This is a genomic window from Gluconobacter sp. Gdi (assembly GCF_014132155.1).
GTDB lineage: Bacteria > Pseudomonadota > Alphaproteobacteria > Acetobacterales > Acetobacteraceae > Gluconobacter.
Genome location: NZ_BLJQ01000001.1, coordinates 623,358 through 642,105 on the forward strand (window position 1 = coordinate 623,358; position 18,748 = coordinate 642,105).

Annotated in this window: 18 protein-coding genes; 10 read left to right on the forward strand and 8 right to left on the reverse strand. The window is 56.2% G+C overall.

Translation table 11 applies throughout. The annotated features are described in order from the left end of the window. Together JN414_RS02805 and thpR are read right to left on the reverse strand one after the other, a co-directional pair. Positions 1-606, reverse strand: coding sequence for a uracil-DNA glycosylase family protein (locus JN414_RS02805; protein WP_202206592.1), 606 nt, complete (start codon positions 604-606; stop codon positions 1-3). Beyond that, complete coding sequence (gene thpR, locus JN414_RS02810; protein ID WP_202206593.1) at positions 603-1,166, reverse strand: RNA 2',3'-cyclic phosphodiesterase; 564 nt, start codon at positions 1,164-1,166, stop codon at positions 603-605. The genes JN414_RS02805 and thpR overlap by 4 nt, the downstream gene beginning before the upstream one ends. A gap of 149 nt (positions 1,167-1,315) precedes the next feature. Between thpR and JN414_RS02815 the strand changes: the two genes are divergently transcribed. The 5 genes from JN414_RS02815 (at position 1,316) to cyoD (ending at position 6,433) form a co-directional block, all read left to right on the forward strand. After that, on the forward strand, positions 1,316-2,086 hold the full coding sequence (locus JN414_RS02815) for a Bax inhibitor-1/YccA family protein (protein ID WP_202206594.1): 771 nt from the start codon (positions 1,316-1,318) through the stop codon (positions 2,084-2,086). 448 nt (positions 2,087-2,534) lie between these two features. After that, a complete protein-coding gene (gene cyoA / locus JN414_RS02820) occupies positions 2,535-3,473 on the forward strand; it encodes a ubiquinol oxidase subunit II (RefSeq protein WP_046899644.1) in 939 nt (312 codons plus the stop codon). Positions 3,474-3,480: 7 nt separating this feature from the next. Then, the gene (gene cyoB, locus JN414_RS02825) at positions 3,481-5,469 is read left to right on the forward strand and encodes a cytochrome o ubiquinol oxidase subunit I (protein ID WP_202206595.1); all 1,989 of its coding nucleotides are present in this window, start codon (positions 3,481-3,483) and stop codon (positions 5,467-5,469) included. A gap of 14 nt (positions 5,470-5,483) precedes the next feature. Further along, positions 5,484-6,104, forward strand: a complete 621-nt coding sequence (gene cyoC, locus JN414_RS02830; protein WP_046899642.1) for a cytochrome o ubiquinol oxidase subunit III — start codon at positions 5,484-5,486, stop codon at positions 6,102-6,104. After that, positions 6,104-6,433 (forward strand): cytochrome o ubiquinol oxidase subunit IV, encoded by a 330-nt coding sequence (cyoD, locus tag JN414_RS02835; protein WP_046899641.1) that lies wholly within the window; start codon positions 6,104-6,106, stop codon positions 6,431-6,433. The genes cyoC and cyoD overlap by 1 nt, the downstream gene beginning before the upstream one ends. Positions 6,434-6,619: 186 nt before the next feature. On the opposite strand, the gene fdxA is transcribed toward cyoD, so the two are convergent. The 3 genes from fdxA to JN414_RS02850 form a co-directional block, all read right to left on the reverse strand. Further along, complete coding sequence (gene fdxA / locus JN414_RS02840) at positions 6,620-6,952, reverse strand: ferredoxin FdxA (protein ID WP_202206596.1); 333 nt, start codon at positions 6,950-6,952, stop codon at positions 6,620-6,622. A 78-nt stretch (positions 6,953-7,030) separates the two neighbouring features. Further along, positions 7,031-7,327, reverse strand: coding sequence for an RNA-binding S4 domain-containing protein (locus tag JN414_RS02845; RefSeq protein WP_202206597.1), 297 nt, complete (start codon positions 7,325-7,327; stop codon positions 7,031-7,033). Further along, a complete protein-coding gene (locus tag JN414_RS02850; RefSeq protein ID WP_202206598.1) occupies positions 7,324-9,882 on the reverse strand; it encodes a helicase-related protein in 2,559 nt (852 codons plus the stop codon). Before JN414_RS02850 ends, JN414_RS02845 begins: the two co-directional genes overlap by 4 nt. A gap of 77 nt (positions 9,883-9,959) precedes the next feature. Between JN414_RS02850 and JN414_RS02855 the strand changes: the two genes are divergently transcribed. Together JN414_RS02855 and JN414_RS02860 are read left to right on the forward strand one after the other, a co-directional pair. Then, positions 9,960-11,351, forward strand: coding sequence for a leucyl aminopeptidase family protein (locus tag JN414_RS02855; protein WP_202206599.1), 1,392 nt, complete (start codon positions 9,960-9,962; stop codon positions 11,349-11,351). A 310-nt stretch (positions 11,352-11,661) separates the two neighbouring features. Continuing rightward, positions 11,662-12,063, forward strand: coding sequence for a MarR family transcriptional regulator (locus tag JN414_RS02860; protein WP_202206600.1), 402 nt, complete (start codon positions 11,662-11,664; stop codon positions 12,061-12,063). Here JN414_RS02860 and JN414_RS02865 read toward each other — a convergent pair whose 3' ends face one another. Next, a complete protein-coding gene (locus tag JN414_RS02865) occupies positions 12,064-12,912 on the reverse strand; it encodes a UDP-phosphate alpha N-acetylglucosaminyltransferase (RefSeq protein ID WP_237389841.1) in 849 nt (282 codons plus the stop codon). A gap of 213 nt (positions 12,913-13,125) precedes the next feature. On the opposite strand from JN414_RS02865, the gene JN414_RS02870 reads away from it, so the two are divergent. From JN414_RS02870 to JN414_RS02880, 3 genes are read left to right on the forward strand one after another with little or no spacing between them, the layout of a single operon-like run. After that, a complete protein-coding gene (locus JN414_RS02870) occupies positions 13,126-15,078 on the forward strand; it encodes a nucleoside-diphosphate sugar epimerase/dehydratase (RefSeq protein ID WP_237389861.1) in 1,953 nt (650 codons plus the stop codon). Continuing rightward, positions 15,075-16,217, forward strand: coding sequence for a DegT/DnrJ/EryC1/StrS aminotransferase family protein (locus JN414_RS02875; RefSeq protein WP_202206603.1), 1,143 nt, complete (start codon positions 15,075-15,077; stop codon positions 16,215-16,217). Before JN414_RS02870 ends, JN414_RS02875 begins: the two co-directional genes overlap by 4 nt. Further along, on the forward strand, positions 16,214-16,639 hold the full coding sequence (locus tag JN414_RS02880) for a hypothetical protein (RefSeq protein WP_202206604.1): 426 nt from the start codon (positions 16,214-16,216) through the stop codon (positions 16,637-16,639). The genes JN414_RS02875 and JN414_RS02880 overlap by 4 nt, the downstream gene beginning before the upstream one ends. Here JN414_RS02880 and JN414_RS02885 read toward each other — a convergent pair. Both JN414_RS02885 and JN414_RS02890 read right to left on the reverse strand, forming a co-directional pair. Further along, positions 16,599-17,405, reverse strand: coding sequence for a MerR family transcriptional regulator (locus JN414_RS02885; RefSeq protein ID WP_202206605.1), 807 nt, complete (start codon positions 17,403-17,405; stop codon positions 16,599-16,601). The genes JN414_RS02880 and JN414_RS02885 overlap by 41 nt on opposite strands. Before the next feature lie 61 nt (positions 17,406-17,466). Beyond that, the gene (locus tag JN414_RS02890; RefSeq protein WP_202206606.1) at positions 17,467-18,609 is read right to left on the reverse strand and encodes an AI-2E family transporter; all 1,143 of its coding nucleotides are present in this window, start codon (positions 18,607-18,609) and stop codon (positions 17,467-17,469) included. Positions 18,610-18,748: the final 139 nt, after the last annotated feature.

Sequence of the window (18,748 nt, forward strand, 5' to 3'; positions counted from 1 at the left end):
TCAATCGGAACTGAGTATCTTCTGGACCTGTTCCCGAAGGGCAGGGATGACTTCTTCCTGAAACCATGGTGCTCTTTTTTCCCAGACACCCGTTCTCCATGAGGGATGAGGCAGTGGAAAATAGTTCTCAGGCAGATAATGGCGAAAATTCCTGACGCGCTCCGTGACCGACCCGCGACCCAAGACGTGATTCTGGGAATAACTACCAACCAATAGTGTAAGGCGAAGAGCGGGCATCAGGGATAAAACCCTGTTTCTCCAGATTGGTGCGCATTCCGGGCGGGGAGGGCAGTCTCCTCCTTTGGGGAGCCTGCCCGGGTAACAGAGACCCATTGGCAGAATTGCGACCTGTCTGGTGTCATAGAATATGTCTTCCGAGAGCCCGAGCCACTCTCTGAGACGAACTCCGGACGGATCCTTGAAAGACGTATTGCTGAGATGCGCTTTGGTTCCAGGCGCCTGACTTGCAATCAGGAGCCTGGAGGTTGCTGAAACGTGGATCAGCGGACGTGCACCAAGAGGAAGGTGCTCTTCACAGACCCGGCAAGCGCGGACTTCGCGAACCAGAGCTGTCAGGCGATCTTGTGTCGTTGGGCTGGAAATCATTCATCCTCAGGAAGAAGTGGCATTTCAGGGTGCCAGGCATATTCGGCCTGCGCGACATAGACGTGCTGGTCGTAACCGCGAAGACTCTCAAAGAGCGTAACGTGCTCGACAGGCATTGGCTCACTTCTGAAGAGATTATGTCTCTGAACCCAGCGAGCTGCGTCAGCTCTCTGCGTTGTTGCGAGATGGCCGAGAGTGACGCTGGGTTGGAAGCGGCGCTTGGCAGGTGCGCATCCTGCTTTGCGGAGTGTTTTTTCCACTTGTGCCTGAAGCGTCTCCAGAGCGGCAGATCGTTCGATGCCGATTGTCAGGCTGTCAGATGTCATGCCCTCTCGCAGTCCGGCACCCGAAAACGAGATATCGAACGGCTTCCAGGATAGTCGGGAAAGGGCGAGATCGATCTCGCCCATCACGTAGCGATCGGTAATTTCACCAATAAAGCGCAAGGCCAGATGGTAATTTTCCGAAGGCACCCATTGCACGCCAGGGAGCGTTCCACGGAGGAGAGCAAGCGCTTCGCGCTGGGAGGGGGAGAGGTCGAGTGCGACAAAAAGTCTCAAGAGGCTCGTTTCCCGAGGAAATGAAACACAGATATGAAGGGTCTTCTTGACCGTACAGTGAAAAGCCCCACATTCAGGGAAAGTACGGGCGAGCTTGTAAGGTTCGTCAAGCGCCCTTTTTAAAAGGGTCTTTTACTGGAAAAGGTGTCATGGCTTTTAATTCCAACTTCGGCAGGGCCGGCACTCAGGCAGGCGCAGGCAGTCTCGATGCCGGTCTCCGCGCCTATATGTGCCGCGTCTTCAACTGGATGGCGATTGGCCTCGTTGTCACGGGGCTCGTTGCTTATGGTGTGGCGGAAACATCTCTGCGCACGCTGTTCTTTCACATTGCAGAAACTTCAAGCGGCGCCTTTGTGCTGCGGCCTACTTTTCTGGGCGGCATCATGATCTTCGCGCCACTGGCGTTCGTGATGGTCCTGTCCTTCGGGATCAACCGGCTGTCGCGCCCCGCAGTGCAGGCGATCTTCCTGCTCTTCAGTGCGACGATGGGGGCCAGTATGGCCAGCTTGCTGCTGAGTTATACGGGTGTTTCCGTCGCACGGACGTTCTTCATCAGTGCGGCAATGTTCGGCGGTATGGCTCTGTGGGGATACACCACGGGGGCGAACCTTCTTCGACTCGGTTCCTTCCTGTTCATGGGCCTGATTGGCCTCATGATCGCGATGGTTGTGAACATCTTCCTGCACAGTGCACCGCTGGCAATGCTCGTTTCTCTAATCGGAGTTGCGCTTTTTACAGGTCTTGCGGCTTACGATACCCAGCGTATCAAGATTAACTACCAGCAATATATGTCGTTTGCGTCTTCGGATGATATTGCTCGACTAAGCATTTACGATGCGCTGTCGATGTATCTCAATTTCGTGAACCTCTTTCAGTTTCTTATTCAGTTCACGGGTGTACGCTCCAGTAATAGCGACTGACAGTACATTAGCGTTACTCGAAAGTTTCCAGAGGGAGCGACAGTCAATGTCGCTCCCTTTCTTGTTTGCGGACTAAAAAGGTCTTGAATTATTTCCGTCTCATTCGGGAAGGTTTACATTAAAAAATTGTAACTTTATCGTTTAATGAAAGCGGTAATGAAATCAAATGTGGCGAAAAACAGCCATTTGCAGGGGAGAGAGGGTCATGCCCCATCCCTCACGAAATCCGTGATAAGCCTTGTCTTCCGGGCGATTCAGGCAGAAAAAACCTGAGGAACCGGGACAGTCGTGTCCCATGCTGAATGAATTTCAGGATCGGATCTTTGATCCGGTTCCTGACGTCAGGATACGAACGAGAAAGGCAGCAGACTATGGCAGCGTTCGGCAGCTCTGATGCGGCCCTTATCGTGTCAAACCGTTTCCCGGCGAATACTCCATGCCGGAACGGATGATGAAAGCAGGACCGATGAAAAAACTCTGGCGATATCTCCCAGCGTTGCCGGCGCTGATGCTATCGGGTTGCACGGTTGATCTGCTTCAGCCGCGCGGTCCGATCGCAGAAATGAACCGCGATGTCATGGTGGCAGAATTTGTCATCATGATGTTCGTTGTGGTTCCGACCTGTATCGCAACGCTTTACTTTGCTTGGAAGTATCGTGCTTCCAACACCCAGGCCGAGTATCTGCCGACCTGGGATCACTCAACGAAGATTGAGTATGTTATCTGGGGCGTACCTTCCCTGATCATTATCGCTCTTGGCGCGATCAGCTGGTACAGCACCCACGCTTACGACCCGTACCGCCCAATCCAGACGGCTGATAATGTTAAGCCGCTGAACGTCCAGGTGGTCTCTCTCGACTGGAAATGGCTGTTCATCTATCCGGATCTGGGGATCGCAACGATCAACCAGCTGGATGTCCCGACGAACACGCCGCTGAACTTCCAGATCACCTCTGACACCGTCATGACGTCTTTCTTCATCCCGCGTCTGGGATCGATGATTTACTCCATGCCAGGTCAGCAGACGCAGCTGCATCTTCTTGCAACTGAGTCCGGTGATTATCTGGGTGAAGCTTCCCAGTTCAGTGGTCGCGGTTTCTCTGACATGAAGTTCCGCACCCTCGCCATGGCACCTGAAGAATTCAGTGCCTGGGTCGAGAAGGTGAAGAGCGGCAGCGAAAACCTCGATGACACGACATATCCGAAGTATTCCGCCCCGCAGGAAGCTGCGCCGGTTCAGTACTTCGCGCATGTCCAGCCGGATCTCTTCGACGGCATCGTCGCCAAGTACAACAATGGCATGATGGTTGAGAAGACGACGGGCAAGGTCATGCATATGCAGTCCGCTTCCAGCGCTGCACCGTCCGACACTGGCATGAAGGAATAACCGACAGATGCTCGGAAAACTCTCCCTTTCAGCCATACCTTTCGATGTGCCGATCCTTGTCGGCACATTCCTGGGTGTGGCTGTCATCGGCCTTGCCGTGCTGGGTGCCGTTACTTACTTCGGTAAGTGGGGTTACCTGTGGCGTGAATGGCTGACGACAGTCGACCATAAGCGCCTTGCCGTGATGTATATCATCCTGGCAATTGTCATGCTGTTCCGCGGCTTCGCGGACGCCATCATGATGCGTACCCAGCTCGCGCTGGCCTATGCCGGTAACCCTGGTTACCTTCCGCCACACCACTACGACCAGATCTTCTCCGCTCACGGCACGATCATGATTTTCTTCATGGCCATGGCGTTCATGACGGGGCTGCTCAACCTGGTGGTGCCTCTCCAGATCGGTGCGCGCGACGTTGCGTTCCCGTTCCTGAACTCGCTCAGCTTCTACATGACGCTGGTCGGCGCCCTTCTGATCAACCTTTCACTGTTCATCGGTGAGTTTGCTCAGTGCGGTTGGCTGGTTTACCCGCCTCTGTCCGAGATGCAGTTCAGCCCGGGCGTCGGCGTTGACTACTACATCTGGGCCGTTCAGATTTCTGGTGTCGGAACGCTTCTGACGGGCGTGAACTTCTTCACGACCATCGTTAAGATGCGTGCTCCTGGCATGGGCTGGATGCAGATGCCGGTCTTCACGTGGACAGCGTTCTGCACGACCGTGCTGATCATGGTGTCCTTCCCGGTTTTGACGGTTACGCTGGCACTGCTCAGCCTCGACCGTTACCTCGGCATGCACTTCTTCACGAACGATGCCGGCGGCAACGTCATGCTGTATCTGAGCATGATCTGGACCTGGGGCCATCCGGAAGTTTACATCCTGGTCATCCCGGCCTTCGGTGTTTTCTCTGAAGTTACCTCAACGTTCTCCCGCAAGCCGCTCTTCGGCTACAACACGATGGTTTACGCTACGTGCTCCATCATGGTGCTGTCGTTCGTCGTGTGGGTGCATCACTTCTTCACCATGGGCGCAGGCGCCAACGTCAATACCTTCTTCGGTATCATGACGATGGTTATCGCAGTCCCGACTGGTGTGAAGATCTTCAACTGGCTGTTCACCATGTATAAGGGACGTGTTGAATTCACGGCTCCGATGTACTGGACGATCGGCTTCATGATCACCTTCTCCATCGGTGGCATGACGGGCGTCATGATGGCCATGCCGGCCGCTGACTGGATCCTTCACAACTCCCTGTTCCTCATTGCCCACTTCCACAACGTCATCATCGGCGGCGTGTATTTCGGTTACATTGCAGGTATGGGCTTCTGGTTCCCGAAGGCTTTCGGCTTCAAGCTGAACGAAGCCTGGGGCAAGCGCGCGTTCTGGTGCTGGTTCGTTGGCTTCTATCTTGCCTTCGTTCCGCTGTATGTCCTCGGTCTCGAAGGCATGACGCGTCGTATGAACCACTACGACAATCCGGACTGGCGTCCGTGGCTGCTGATTGCAGAAGCTGGTGCGGTTGTTATCGCTCTGGGTATCGTCTGCCAGCTCACGCAGCTTTACGTCTCCATCCGTGACCGTAACCTGCCGGAAAACCTCGACCTGACGGGCGATCCATGGGGTGGCCGTACGCTGGAGTGGTCCATTTCTTCTCCGCCGCCGGCTTATAACTTCGCAGTGATCCCGGACATTCACGGTCTGGACACGTTCCACACCGAGAAGCAGCTTGGCCGTCGTGCACACAACAAGCCGCTTGCTCCGATCCACATGCCGAAGAACACCGCTGCTGGTGCCTTCATCGGTGCGTTCGCCTTCATCTTAGGCTTCGGTGCAATCTGGTACATCTGGTGGATGGCTGGTCTTGGTCTGATCGGTATCGCTGTCACCATGATCATGCGCAGTGCAAACCGTGATATCGACTACTACGTCCCTGTCAGCGAAATCGAGCACAACGAGGAAGTTTATTCCCGTCGTATCGCCGCTGCTCAGGCAGCAGAGTAAGGGGGGCATAGCTAATGGCTCACGAAGCAACCATGTCGCCTCTGGCACACGCTGACGGTCACGACCACGAGCATCACCACGAGAGCCCGAACGTCTTCGGTTTCTGGCTCTACCTGATGACCGACTGCATTCTCTTCGGGTCGATCTTTGCTGCTTTCGCAGTCCTCCGGAACCAGTACGCCGGAGGCCCTTCGGGGAAAGAACTGTTCGATCTGACGAATGTCGGGATTGAGACGGCTATCCTGCTGTTCTCGTCCATCACCTACGGCTTTGCCTCGCTTAGTGCGCTGGCAAAGAACAAGGGGATGGTTCTTCTGTGGCTCGCCGTGACGTTCGTTCTGGGTCTGTCTTTCGTTGGTCTTGAGGTGACTGAGTTCACCCACATGATCGCAGAAGGAAATGGTCCTGACCGTTCTGCATTCCTCTCCGCGTTCTTCACGCTGGTTGGAACGCACGGTCTGCACGTCACCTGCGGTCTGATCTGGATGGCAGTTCTGATGGTCCAGATGATGGGCCCGCAGGATCTGTCTCCGCGGATGATGGACAAGCTGACTTGCCTCAGCCTGTTCTGGCACTTTCTGGACATCGTCTGGATCTGTGTTTTCTCCTTCGTCTATCTCGCAGGTGTGATGTAATGGCCCAGGCACATACAACCCACGATGGTAGCCACGGCTCCTATCAGTCTTACATCATCGGGTTCGTTCTTGCGGTCGTCCTGACTGTTGCGTCTTTCGCAGCAGTCATGACACACGCACTGGCCCCGGGGATGGCACTTGCAGCTCTTGGTGTTCTTGCGGTCGTTCAGATCGTGGTTCACCTGGTGTTCTTCCTTCACCTGAACACCAGCAATGAGCAGAGCTGGAACCTGATGTGCTTCATCTTTGCAGCAGCATCGGTCATCGTCATTGTCGGCGGTACGCTGTTCATCATGCATGACACGGCCATCAACATGATGTCCCGCTAAGATCCTTCAAAGGATCACGGCAGGAAAGGCTGGCGGGAGAAAACCTGCCAGCCTTTTTTAATGCCTGCTTTCTGGCTCGGAAGGGCCCTGCTGCATTCTACGTCTTTGCAGTCGCAGGCTGAGCAGTAGCGCAATAAAAAAGCCCGGCACTATGGCCGGGCTTGATGTCTTTAAGGCAAAGAGGTCTCAGTCCTTGTGAGGAGCCTCTGACAGCATTGCTGCCTTGCCGGGCTTGTCCTTCCACTCTTCCGCATCGGCCGGCTGCTCGCCCTTGCGGGTGATGTTCGGCCACTGGGCGGCAAGACGGGAGTTGATCTCGATCCAGGGAGCTGCACGGTTGTCGCTGTCCGGGAAGATGGCTTCTGCCGGGCACTCAGGTTCGCAAACGCCGCAGTCAATGCATTCGTCCGGATTGATGACGAGGAAATTTTCTCCGGCATAGAAGCAGTCTACGGGGCAAACTTCCACGCAGTCCATGAACTTGCACTTGATGCAGTTTTCCGTGACCACATAGCTCATTGGTGTCTCCGATCCTCATTCGGGCCCGGCTGTGCGGCCCAATTTCATATTGTGCGGGATGATATGCGAAGGATTGGCCTAGGAAGCAAGCTTCTTAGGCTCTTCTTTCACGATCTCGTATAGCTGGGATGCTTCTTTCGCGGGGCCGCGCCTCTCTCCAAGGTCCAGAACGCGCCAGACACGGACGTCTTCCCCTGGGCTGAGAGGGGGGAGGGTAACCACATCTCCTACTCTCAACTTGGCATGTGGCTTGCTGGTCGGCTGTCTGTTCACCCGGATGCGCCCTTTGCCGACAATGGTAGCACAGAGCGGGCGTGTCTTGGCGACACGGGCGTAATACAGCCACTGATCCAAACGCTGATAGGCATCACTCATGGGGCGGCACGATCTCTCAGAATGGCCAAAGCGGCGAAAGGGCTGTCTGGTCGGACAATGGGGCGTCTTGCGTTGCTGGCCGCTCCTGACGGTCTGGACTTTCTGCGTGTTGCTTGATTGCGGCGGTCAGCCAGAAGCATCAGTGGTGCAGGTGGCCCAGCATGCGTTTGGCTGGGAGAGCACGGTGGTTTGTGGGCAACGCCAAGGGCGCCAAGAACCTCTGGAAGAAGGTCGGCTTTGAGTCCAAGGCGTGAGGCGAGACCGACAGGAGCGGGATGATCCCGCTTGCGGGTCAATTGCTCCAGCTCTTTAACAATACGTTCGGCGATATCGAGTCTAACCCCTGTCTTGGCTGCCTGCAGCCAGCCTGGAACGCCTTCCACCATATGCCATGGCAACGAGACACGACCGGCTGGCGGAGGCATCAGGGGAAGGCCAAGGCGAAGTTGTGTGAGAAGTGTCAGAAGGGCCGATGCTCGTGGACGCAGAAGTGCGGGACAGAAAACGGCAAAACGACCCACTTCCACGCCGAGCTTCCGCAAGGCGCGTTGAGCTGGTGGCGGAAGGGACTGATCTGACGGCAGGACAGAAGAGATACCGCCATCTTCATGCAATCGATGAAGAATGCCTCTGAGTTGAGGCTGATCCGTTACGGCGCTCTGCGCTTTGTAGAGAACGGAGAGATCCCGTTGAAGCGTGCTGTCCACATATCGGAGAAGGCGCTGCTCAACCTGAATTCGCTGATTGGTGTCAGTGAACTCAGCGGAAAACAATCTGACGGCTGGCTGCAGAAACGTTTTTCCAGCCGTCAAACGGCCGAGGGGAATGTTGTCCCACGATAGAATGCCGGTTTCTGTTTCAAGGGACAGAGCACTATCTGGCGTTTCTTGAAAAAGGCGGACCCGACGTGGAATTTCCTGCAGAAGAGCTTTGCGCCCGGCTTTGAGAACGATCTGATGATCAGGCCCGTTTGTGGTGTCTGTTTGGAGAGAAAAGCCACGGATCTTGCCGATGCTGTGGCCTTCAACAATGACCTCTCCGTCTGCGGTGACGGCGGACAGGAGATTGCGATCTGTCTCAGCATCCAGCCGGCGAAGCAGAGACGTGGCGCGCCGGTCTACAAAGCGGGACGTCAGGCGCTCATGCAGCGCGTCTGAAAGCAGGTCTTCTACTTCCCGGGCGCGTTGTTGCCAGACAGATGAGTGACGGCTCCATTCTGTTCTGGCGGCCACATAAGAGCAGACCCGTACGCCCGTCAGGCGATGCATCAGGGTATCAATGTCGCCTTCGGTGCGCGCGAAACCCTTGATGTGTCCTTCCATCCAGTTTGCCGGAACAGCGCCATCTTTGAGGATATGCAGGAACAGGCGTGCGCAGAGCCGTGTATGGCTGTCATCGCCAAGTTTGCGAAAATCGGGGATCTGGCAGACTTCCCAGAGAAGAGACGTCGCACGCTTTCCTTTGGCGACCTCCCGAATTTCCGGGTCAAGTATCAGGGATTCAAGGGTCACAACGTCAGACGCAACGCGGCCTGCCATCAGGCCGCGGGAGGGCGGCGCGACCGTAAGGCTGGCGAGAAGAGCCCGGGGATTGCTGAAATCCAGTGCGTGATTGCGCCAGTAGAGCCGTTGAATCGGATCGAAGCGGTGCTGTTCCACGGCATCTATGGTTGCGGCAGACATGGGCGGACAATCAGCCGTAGTGCCAAATGTACCGTCCTTCATGCCCCGACCTGCTCGGCCGGCAATCTGTGCTATTTCCTGCGGGAAGAGCGGGCGGGGTGTTGTGCCGTCAAATTTGGAAAGCTGGGCAAGCGCAACATGGTCCACATCCATGTTTAACCCCATCCCGATGGCATCGGTGGCCACCAGGTAATCGACTTCCCGGTTCTGGTAGAGCTCGATCTGGGCGTTTCGCGTCCGCGGGCTGAGTTGCCCCATGATGACGGCACAACCACCTCTTCGGCGCCGTATGACTTCGGCCAGAGCATAAACTTCTGACATCGAGAAAGCCACAATGGCTGATCGGGGCGGAAGGCGAGAAAGCTTGGTTGGTCCGGTGCTGACGAGACTCGACAGGCGTGTGCGTGTGTCGATTTCGATTCCGGGCACCAGTTTTTGCAGCAGGGGGCGAATTGTTTCCGCACCCAGGAAGAGTGTCTCTACGGTTCCCCGGGCGTGAAGAAGGCGATCCGTAAAGATGTGTCCACGGTCCGGGTCAGACGCGAGCTGGATCTCATCGACAGCGACGAACTCGGCTTTTCGGTCCAGTGGCATAGCTTCGACCGTGCAGGAGAACCATCGCGCACCTGGAGGAACAATTTTTTCCTCACCTGTTATAAGGGCGACGAAACGCTCCCCTTTGGCCGCGACCAGACGTTCGTAGTTTTCGCGCGCAAGAAGGCGCAACGGAAAACCGATGATGCCGGAGGAATGAGCCATCATGCGAGTCAGGGCATAGTGCGTCTTGCCCGTATTGGTTGGGCCAAGTGCCGCACGGACGCTTGCTGGCATGATATGATGAGCGGAATGGTTACCGCGGTGTGCACCCTTCATGTGTGAATGGTCGGGTGCCTGCGGAACAAAAGCAAGCGTTCGAGCCAAAAGGTTCGATCTTTTAAGGAAAGAGGTTCATGAGTTCTCACATCCAGCTCCCTTTTGTTTCCGCCAGCGAGGCTCCAACACCCCGCGTTGTACATCTGGTGAAAGCACAGGATGCCAAGACGATTGCCGGTCTCTTGGGAGAGCACGCGTCTTTTCTGACGGCGCAGGGGTTCAAGGCAAAAGATGGCGCTTTTACGCTTCTGCCCGGTGACGGTGGGGCGGGAGCGGCTCTACTCTGCGTCGATGAGGGGCGCCTGAATGACCCGACAGCCTTTGGTGTGCTGGGAACGGTTCTTCCGGAGGGTGACTGGAGCCTTCTGCCGCACGGGATGGAAAGCGCCGTTCAGGAAACTGCTCTTCTCGGGTTCGCCATGGGAACATATCAATATCGTGTTGGGGTCGTGCGGTCATTCACCACGCGATTGGTTGTTCCGGACGACGCGGCTACCGTTATTGCCTATGCGAAAGCAAACTGGTTTGGCAGGGATCTGATCAATACGCCCGCCAATCTGCTTGGCCCGCAAGATTTGGCCCTGTCGGCTTATCGGGCTTTAGAAAATCGTGGAGCAGACGTTCGTATTGTTGAGGGCGATGACCTGAAGGCCGCATATCCATGTTTGGCAGAGGTAGGTGAGGGGTCTGAACGCAAGCCTGCTGTCGTCGTTGCTCGCTGGAAAGCCCGTGAAGGCGCGCCACGTCTGTCTCTTGTTGGGAAGGGCGTGTGCTTCGATACGGGGGGATACGACCTGAAGCCCGCAGCAGGCATGCTGCGTATGAAAAAAGACATGGGTGGTGCGGCCCTGCTTCTGGCCGTCATGTGCGCGGCGATTGATCTGCAACTGGATGTGGATCTGGAACTGCGTCTGGGATGTGTGGAGAACAGTGTGTCTGGCCATGCCATGCGCCCCGGCGATGTTCTGCGGACGCGAAGCGGAAAAACGGTCGAGATTGGCAACACGGATGCAGAGGGGCGTCTGGTGTTGTGCGATTTGATAACGGAAGCCGCTGAATCTGCCCCAGATTACATTGTGGACGCTGCAACCCTGACCGGCGCTGCGCGCGTAGCTCTCGGTCCAGACCTTCCAGCGGTGTTTAGCAACAGTGATGAACTGGCTCAATTACTGCTCGAATCGGGCTCAGATACTGCTGATGCTTTGTGGAGATTGCCACTCTGGCATGGCTATGACGCATGGCTAGATAGTAAAATAGCCGACGTCGGAAATATAACATCCAAACCAATGGCTGGCTCTATTACAGCGGCTCTCTACCTTCAGCGCTTCGTCCCGGAGGGGCAAAAGTGGCTGCATATAGACACTTACGCGTGGAATGACGCCAATTCTCCAGGGCGGCCAGAGGGTGGCGAGACGCTGGCACTTCGTGCGCTTCTTAAAATGATAACAAACATTCGCAGGTCTTCGTGAAGTGAAGAACCTGACGGGAAGGTGATCCTTAACGAACCGTAATATGATTGTCTTAAAACTATGGGGTGTAAATCTGCTTCTGATAGGGCATACGGCCTTCCATGTTCGAAAGCTGCTAGCCGCAGCATAAATCGTTTTGAAACCCGCATACTTGCGGATGCGTTTCAAAACACCAGATGTAGAAGACCAATGCTCAATCCCATGATGGGGTGAGCCACAGATGTAACCCCTCGGGCCGGCAAGGCTCGATTGTTCTTTTTCCTGTTGCCCAATCGGGCAACAGGGAGGGCAGACCGTTAAGGAGAGAGAAATGCCTCAGGCTAACAACGACCAGATGCTTCACCTTCTGTGCGACACCATCGTCTCCATGGTGCGCCGTGATGGTCCTGATCTGTCTGCCCGCCAGCTCGCTGTGTTCCTGACCTGCTACCTGCGTGACGGTGCACACACCGTTCGTGGTCTGGCTTCGGAGCTCAAGGTGTCCAAGCCTGCCATTACACGCGCTCTGGACCGTCTGGGTGAGCTGGATCTGGCACGTCGTAAGGTTGATCCGCTGGATCGTCGTTCCGTACTCGTGCAGCGCACGCTGAAGGGTTCTTCCTTCCTGCGTGAGATGCGCGCTGTCATGGCTGAAGCTTCTGGTACCCGTCCGGTTCGTGCAGAGCGCGCAGCTGCTTCTGTCGAGCGTATCAGCACACGTCGCGCTGGCTGATTACCAACGATCCTGCACGCGGGCTCTGGCTCGCGTGCAGATATATCCTGTCCAGCAAAGCTGAGGCAGAAGAATGAGCAGGGCAATTACAAGCCACTCATTGGCCAGACAGGCCGCTGCACCCCACAGTGCAAATCCCCAATAGACAGTCGTTACAAGCGGCATTGGCAGTCCTGAGCGGATTGCGAGCTGATAAAGATGCCCACGGTGGGCCTCGGCCAGTCGATCGCCTGCGCGGGCGCGGCGAGCCAGCGTAAAGAGGACATCCCACAGCACGCCTGAAAGCACTGCGAGTACGATGAGCGCCGAAGTATGAAGAGGCTGCATGGCCCCCCAGGCGATGACAAGCGCTCCTGCCTGACTGCCAACATCTCCCATAAAAATGCGGGCTTTGGGAAAATTCCATGGCAGAAATGCTGCAAGGCACACCGCGAACAGCACGAAAATAACTGGCTGTATCCCTGCTGACGCCAGAAGGGCCGCGGCAATCATCATCGTGCCTGAGGCTAACCCGTTAATCCCGTCGATAAAGTTGAGGGCATTGGTGATAAACACGGCCCCCAGGATGAAAATCCCCATCATTGGCAGAGATGCGCCTGTTCCAGCCGCGGCCAAAAAGGCGGCTATGAACTGTGCACCAAGCTTGTAACGCGCCCTGAAAGAATACAGATCGTCCAGCCAGGAAACGGCAGCGAGTAGAATAACGCCGGCCAGCATCCCGATGACGGACGGATTTAGGATGGGCTGCCCTTTGAGAAACAGGCTTGGTAACGCGCAGAGCAGAAAAGCTCCGATAATGCCGATGCCTCCGCCTTTGGGTGTTGGCCGCGTATGGGAGCTGCGGTGCACCGGAGTGTCCATAATTCCGGCCTGAATCATTAGGACGACCAGGACCGTGCACAGGACTGCGGCACACAAGTCCAGCAGGGTAAGACCGGAGAGAAAGGACGACAAAGAAAAGGGCATGGACGGACTTTATGGGAACAGTGGTTTTGGCGTTATAAGGGAGACGTGAAAGTCACACCATCTTCTGGCCCTCAGTTTCCGGCCCCGTCTAGCGCTATCAGCCGTACAGGTCGCACGACCGCACAGGCGAGACGCATCGCTCTCAATGTTCTTCTGGATGGAGTCGTGTCCGCAGCGGCAGCCCCTGTGGCACGTTGGCTGGCTGACCCTCATGGAGGACTGCTTCATCCGCTCTGGTTTGTAGCAGGGGGGGGGATTACGCTTCTGGTCAGTGGGCTGCCTTTTCGTATGGCACAGCAATACTGGCGGTTTTCTGGTCTTTCTGATCTTTTCAACATTGCCTGCGCTTCCGTTGTCAGTGCGACACTATTTTCAGCCTTGCTACATTTGGCTGGCTATCCACTTCCAAGTACGACCTTTCCGGTCATCCATGCGCTGGTTCTCCTGACATGCCTGGGCGCTCTGCGTATGTTCTGGCGGCTGACAGCGCGTCGTCGCCTTATGGTCGCTGAGCGTGAGCGCGTGCTGTTACTCGGTGCTGATCACGAAGCGGATCTTTTCATTCGCGCAATGGAGCGGGATCATCAGGCGGGGCGTCGCGTTGTCGGGCTTCTAACAGGGGGGACGCAGCAGGCAGGGCGACGCATTCACAGTTGTCCCATTCTTGGAACGATTGATGAAACGCCTGAAATTCTGAAGCAGATGTCAGCCTCGGGGCGCCTGCCGGATACGTTGGTTATCACCACGTCCGAACTGCGGGGCGCTCCGTTGTCCCGTATCCTCGAAGTGGCGCGTGAGTATGGTGTTGATGTTCAGAGAACGCCCTCTCTGACTGATCTGAAGCCTGCAGACAGTGTTGAGCTTCGTCCCGTCGCCATTGAAGATCTGTTGAACAGACCTCCGGTAGCGTTGAATAGCGAAGGGATGAGCCGCCTGATCGCCGGTCAGGTCATCGCTGTAACGGGGGCTGGCGGCAGCATTGGATCTGAACTGGCGCGACAGATTGCTTCGTTCAGGCCTGCTGCCATTCTTCTGATTGAGAACAGTGAGTATGCGCTGTGGCAGATCAATCTGGATCTTTCAGAGCGATATCCTGCGGTTCAGCGGCATCAGATTATTGCTGATGTGCGTGATCGCGGCAGGATCTCCGAAATTTTCATGGAATACCGTCCAGCACTTATTTTCCATGCCGCCGCGCTCAAGCATGTACCGATCGTGGAATCAAATCCGATCGAGGGTGTTCTGACCAACGTCGTGGGCACCCGCATTGTTCTGGACGAGGCCGAGCGTTCAGGTGCGCAGGCGATGGTGATGATTTCGACGGACAAGGCCGTTAACCCCTCCAGCCTCATGGGGGCAAGCAAACGCTGCGCTGAGGTCTATGGACAGGCGCTCGATATGCGTGCGCGTGCTGGTAAAGGCGGTTTGCGGTGTGTGACCGTGCGTTTTGGGAATGTCCTGGGGTCTACAGGGTCTGTCGTCCCCCTGTTTCGCCGCCAGCTTGAACATGGCGGCCCGCTGACCGTAACCCACCCGGACATGACCCGTTACTTCATGACGATCCCTGAAGCGGTGGGGCTGGTGCTTCAGGCTGCCGTCCGTGGCACTCAAGCTGCTTGCGGGGAAGATACAACGGATCAGCGTCTCCGGCAGGGCGGCATTTTCGTTCTGGATATGGGCGATCCGGTCAGGATCATGGATCTTGCCTGTCAGATGATCCGTCTGGCTGGCCTCAAACCGGAAACAGACGTGGAAATCCAGATTACGGGCCTGCGCCCTGGCGAGAAGCTTTTTGAAGAGCTGTTTCATGGCCGGGAAGCCCCAGTGCCGACAGATGCGCCAGGTCTGAGAATGGCGTCTCCCCGGACAGTGGATTTCAATATCGCGACTGATGCCATGAATGCGCTGGAAGCGGCGTGCCACCGCGAAGATCTTTCAGCTGTCATGGAAATATTTCACCGGTTAGTGCCGGAATTCAACCATAACCGGGATGGAAAGGCGCCGTCTGCGGTCGCGCTTTCACAGCCTGATGCGGAGGTCACTGCATGATTACCCCGATAGCCTTCCTGGATCTGCCCAAACAGCAGGCTCGTCTGAAAGACGCGATCAAGAGCCGTGTTGACGCAGTGTTTGAGCATTGTCGCTTTGTCATGGGCCCCGAGGTCGAGGAACTTGAGCAGCGGCTGGCCGAGTTCGGGGGCGCGAAATATGCTGTTGGCGTCTCTTCGGGCACCGATGCACTTCTGATGGTTTTGATGGCAGAAGAGATCGGACCGGGCGATGCGGTCTTTCTGCCAGCCTTCACCTATACGGCGACGGCTGAAGTTGTCCTCCTTTTGGGCGCAACACCCGTTTTCGTTGATGTGGAACCAGATACGTTCCAGATCAGTCTGACGTCTCTCGCGGAGCGGCTGGCCGCTGTGCGGAATGCTGGGGAACTGGAACCGCGAGCTCTGATCGGGGTGGATCTTTTCGGTCAGCCTGCGCCGTGGGATGAACTGAAAATTTTTTCTGCTCAGGAAGGTCTGACGCTCATTGCGGACTGCGCGCAGTCTTTCGGGGCGTCTTATCACGGGCGCCGTCTGGGGCACGAGGCGCGTGCTACAACGCTATCATTTTTCCCGTCCAAGCCTCTCGGCGGCTACGGAGACGGCGGCGCTATTCTGACGGATGATGAGGACCTTGCCACCCTCTATCGTTCCCTGCGAACGCATGGTGAGGGCAAGACGCGCTACGAAGTGGAGCGCATTGGCATCAACGGTCGACTGGACACGATTCAGGCGGCTGTTCTTCTGGCGAAACTGGATGCTTTTGAAGATGAGCTGACCAAGCGCGAAGCCATTGCCTGCGCTTATGACAGCGCCATGCCGCAAGGTATTCAAGCACCTGTGCGGGTGTCTGACAGCAAAAGTGCCTGGGCGATCTACAGCGTGTTGCTACCGGATGCGGCGAAACGAGATTCTCTTCAGGCGCACCTGAAAGCCGCAGGTGTCTCGACGGCAGTCTATTACCCGAAACCGCTTCACCATCAGCCGGCTTACAGCGAGCATCATGACGGAGCTGCTCTTCCAGTCTCAGAAGGTCTGGGAGCGCGCATTTTGGCGCTGCCCATCCAGCCAGAGCTGACGGATGAAGAAGTGAGTCGTATTACGGAAGCCCTGAAAAGCTGGGCAGGAGACACATTATGAGGCGCGAACAGAAGCTGCTGCTGGCTTTTTGTGCACTGGTTTTTATTCCTGTTGGTATTGTCTGGTTCGTTGCCTGGCCGCTGATCCACGCCTGGAAGTTTCCCCCTGTGACGGAAGGCAAGATTATTGCACCTGTCAGCCGGGATCTGAGTGCTGCTGAAGTGCAGGACATCAACCTGTGGCTTCAGTCGCACACGACGGCCTGGGGCCCCAGTGGGGAACGTCCGCCTTCGAAGGGGGAAGTTATTCTGCGCATGAATAACGCAGACAATCATCCGGTCATCATTTCCATCTGGAAGCATAAGCATCAAGCGGACATCGTCGGCGTGCAGCTTGAGGACGATGGCCCCTACCGCATGAACGCCTTTGAAGACGCGTCTCTCACGGCGCTCCAGCCAGCAGAGTTGCAGCCTCACGGATAAAGCTGAATACTTCAGGACTGAAGGGCGCCTGTCGTTCAGGTGTCTGCCAGTCCTGCATGTCTTCGTACATTGTACCCGTCTTGCGCCAGAGTTCCGGGCCCACGGCATCTTGCAAAGGCTTCTGAAGTTCCAGCCATTCCTTTGCGAGCCTTTGCGCCTCTGGGGCAGATGGAGCGACCGAGCGGGCAAGAGCATCTTCACAGCGCACGATAAGTCGTTCCCAGAGAACCTGATAGGATGTTCTGTCTCCAGTTGGGAAGTGACGATCCATCTGCGTCTGCCATGCCATCTGTTCTTCGGCAGTAAAGTATTTTTCAAAAACGGGCTGAATGTTTTCCCGTTCTAGAATGGCTTCTCCTTCTCGCAGCAGAAGGCAAAACGCCACCAGATCCATCGGGCCATCGTAAATCTGGCTCTCCGAACCAGAGAGTTGGTCAGAGATTAGATGATGGGTGGTGCGGAGTTGGGAAATTGTTCTTTCTAATACTGTCTTACGTGCTGAGAGCAGGGAAAGTTGGGTCTCTATGATATCTTTTGGGGATGCCGGCTTCAGTTCCAGGGAGCGGATCTCAGCGAGACTGAATCCCATCCGCTTTAAAAGAAAAATGCGTGCCAGCGTGCTGATTGCCTGGAGCGTGTAAACGCGTCTGCCATTTTCAGCCCGGCCTGGCTTGATGAGTCCCAAAGCTTCGAAATGTCGAAGTGTCCGGGGTGTTGTTGCGCTGGCTTTGGCAAGTTCGCCAATGGTCAGGGTCTTTGCAGTCATTGATCTTCCTCCTGACGCATCATCTGCAATGATGACGTTACGTCAGGAGCAAGCGAAATATTCAGTCTTTCCGCGCTTCGTCTTCGGAAATCTCGCCGACGTCGCGACGGGTCTGCTCTTCGTCATCGAGAGGGGCAGTTGCCTTGTCTCCCATAGCCAGCAGGGCTGCCGTGATTGGGGACGCCAGGATCAGGCCCGGAATGCCAAGAATGGTGCTGAAAACCGTCTGGGACAGAATAGCAACGGCAGGTGGCATATGGACCGCGCGGCGCTGGATAAGCGGTGCGAGGACGTTGCCTTCGAAGAACTGGATGACGCTGTAAAGGATCGCCACGAACAGGGCTTCCTGGCTCCCCATGGAGAGACCTAGCAGCACGGCCGGAACAGCACCCAGAATGGCACCGATATAGGGAATGAAGTTGCAGATGCCGGCAACGACACCCAGCGCCAGCGCGAGAGGAACGCCAATTAATGACAGGCCAATGCCGGAGAGAATGCCTACGACAAGCATGTCGAGTGCCTGACCGGCTGTCCATGCCCAGAGCGTAGTTCCAGCGGCCATGAGCAGTTCACGCGCCGATGCACGGTGTTGGGAAGGAACGAGGCGCAGGAAGCCGTCAATGTAAATTGCAGGCGACAGGGCAAAGTACAGGCCGGCAATCAGAATGACAGCCAGTGTACCCAATACACCAAAGGCACTGCTGAGAATGCCGGTCACGGATCCTGCGAGACCCGAGCCTAGTGACCCAAGGCTGCCAGACGTTGCATCGTTTCCGCCTACGGCCGTTGGTAGGTGATCCAGAACGAGTTGGCCCAGAGTGGAGCCTGAAAGATGCGATTTCAGATCGCCGGACTGCTGGACAAGTGCCTGTTTGAGGCGAATGAACTGGTCCCCAATCGCCGGGCCGCTGCTCCAGACAAGGCCTGCCAGTGCAAGCAGAATCACCACTGTGACAAGAGCAACTGCGCCCTGATAAGGAATGAACGAGACATGACGCCGCACGATCCGGGCGAGGCCGTGCAGGACGACGGCCATCAGCGCGGATGCAAAGACGACTGCCAGCACATCCTTCATCAGCCAGACGGCCAACAGGATCAGTGTCACAGTCAGGGCGATCCGTAGAAGGCTGGCAATCTTGGAAAGTTCGCGCGCGCGCGGTTCCTTCTCGTCTCGGTCCTTCGGGTCGGAAAACGAAATGGGCATCAGCCGGTCCATCCTGAATCTGTAAGCCGGTGTTGGCTTATGGACTTCGGGAAGGCGGGTCAATCGGCTGATGTCGTCTAACGATACTCTCCCGGAGTGCTGATGGCGGTGAAAGCAAGCTTCAGCAGGCTACCTGACG

What these genes read in the sequence shown, in the direction of transcription:
- cyoD (WP_046899641.1), top strand. Translation starts at nt 6,104, where the DNA reads ATGGCCCAGGCACATACAACCCACGATGGTAGCCACGGCTCCTATCAG.
- cyoB (WP_202206595.1), top strand. Translation starts at nt 3,481, where the DNA reads ATGCTCGGAAAACTCTCCCTTTCAGCCATACCTTTCGATGTGCCGATC.
- JN414_RS02845 (WP_202206597.1), bottom strand. Translation starts at nt 7,327, where the DNA reads ATGAGTGATGCCTATCAGCGTTTGGATCAGTGGCTGTATTACGCCCGT.
- JN414_RS02850 (WP_202206598.1), bottom strand. Translation starts at nt 9,882, where the DNA reads ATGAAGGGTGCACACCGCGGTAACCATTCCGCTCATCATATCATGCCA.
- cyoA (WP_046899644.1), top strand. Translation starts at nt 2,535, where the DNA reads ATGATGAAAGCAGGACCGATGAAAAAACTCTGGCGATATCTCCCAGCG.
- JN414_RS02875 (WP_202206603.1), top strand. Translation starts at nt 15,075, where the DNA reads ATGATTACCCCGATAGCCTTCCTGGATCTGCCCAAACAGCAGGCTCGT.
- JN414_RS02860 (WP_202206600.1), top strand. Translation starts at nt 11,662, where the DNA reads ATGCCTCAGGCTAACAACGACCAGATGCTTCACCTTCTGTGCGACACC.
- JN414_RS02815 (WP_202206594.1), top strand. Translation starts at nt 1,316, where the DNA reads ATGGCTTTTAATTCCAACTTCGGCAGGGCCGGCACTCAGGCAGGCGCA.
- JN414_RS02885 (WP_202206605.1), bottom strand. Translation starts at nt 17,405, where the DNA reads ATGACTGCAAAGACCCTGACCATTGGCGAACTTGCCAAAGCCAGCGCA.
- fdxA (WP_202206596.1), bottom strand. Translation starts at nt 6,952, where the DNA reads ATGAGCTATGTGGTCACGGAAAACTGCATCAAGTGCAAGTTCATGGAC.
- JN414_RS02880 (WP_202206604.1), top strand. Translation starts at nt 16,214, where the DNA reads ATGAGGCGCGAACAGAAGCTGCTGCTGGCTTTTTGTGCACTGGTTTTT.
- cyoC (WP_046899642.1), top strand. Translation starts at nt 5,484, where the DNA reads ATGGCTCACGAAGCAACCATGTCGCCTCTGGCACACGCTGACGGTCAC.
- JN414_RS02890 (WP_202206606.1), bottom strand. Translation starts at nt 18,609, where the DNA reads ATGCCCATTTCGTTTTCCGACCCGAAGGACCGAGACGAGAAGGAACCG.
- JN414_RS02805 (WP_202206592.1), bottom strand. Translation starts at nt 606, where the DNA reads ATGATTTCCAGCCCAACGACACAAGATCGCCTGACAGCTCTGGTTCGC.
- JN414_RS02855 (WP_202206599.1), top strand. Translation starts at nt 9,960, where the DNA reads ATGAGTTCTCACATCCAGCTCCCTTTTGTTTCCGCCAGCGAGGCTCCA.